Source organism: Acinetobacter sp. USHLN143 (assembly GCF_037145695.1).
Taxonomy (GTDB): domain Bacteria; phylum Pseudomonadota; class Gammaproteobacteria; order Pseudomonadales; family Moraxellaceae; genus Acinetobacter; species Acinetobacter fasciculus.
The window spans coordinates 1-967 of record NZ_JBBCWZ010000173.1 but is presented as its reverse complement, the minus strand read 5'-3'; the positions used below and the strand labels follow the sequence as shown (position 1 = coordinate 967).

The 967-nt window shown below is 42.7% G+C and carries 1 protein-coding gene; it reads right to left on the bottom strand.

Going from position 1 to position 967, the window contains the following annotated elements; all coding sequences use genetic code 11:
• Positions 1 to 967, bottom strand: a 967-nt coding sequence (locus WFH18_RS17500; RefSeq protein WP_305158833.1) for an IS4 family transposase, incomplete at both ends; no start/stop codon positions are given.

Below are 967 nucleotides of genomic sequence, written 5' to 3'. Positions count from 1 at the left end.
CGTTGAGCCATATGTTTCATTTGTCTTCTTAGAATATTATAGGCAATGAAGACCCCCCATAATTCTTGATAAATTAAATCAGGTTGCTTGCTCCTCAAATGCTTGCCTTCCTGTAAATCACTTTTGATTTCTCGGTAACACATTTCTATTTCCCAGCGCTGGGCATAAAGCTTCGCCAAGCCTATCAGTGGATATGCCTTTGAATCCATTAATGAAGTGATATAACGTCTAATTTTCCCTGCCTGCTCAACTTCAATCAAACGCGCTTCCCAATATTCTCCTAATGATGGATTTAGCTTCCTGGCTCTAGCTGAAAGAGGCATTTTGATTTGAAAGTCATGCGGGGAATTACGTTTAATGATCTCATAGCGTAAATTATCTTTTGCTCTCATTAACCAATGACTGGCTTCTACTCGTGTTTGCCAGTCAATCAAGAAATCAGCAGAGAAATAGGCTCGATCAAACAAGGTAATACTATGCGATGGAGGACATAATCGATTTGCCAGTGTAAGTTCACCCTGATCCATGCTACCTATTTGGGCATCAATGATTTCATGGGTGCTGGTATTTACCAGGCAGGTTGCTCTCACTTGTGGATAAGGGGCTGCAGCGGTTTTACCCTTAGATGAGCCAAAGTGTTCAAAATTCTCGTCTGTATAAGGCATAGACCAAACCACCCCGTCAACAGCACATACACTAAGGCCATGAAAGTTTGAGTATTGCTGTTGGGATTCTTCAAACCAGGCTTGGCTGAGTAGAGAAAACAAGGTATTCAAGGGCTCTCGTCCTAAACGTTGTCGTGCTTGCACTGCTGCACTGGGGACACAATATTCTGTTGTACCAAACACAAGTTTTAGTTGCTCTACGACATACCCGATCGGTTGATCTCGAAATAGGGCAAGCCCAATTACCAGCCATACCACATGTTCGGCAGGTAATTTTCTTCTCCTGATAGAAGCCTTACCTG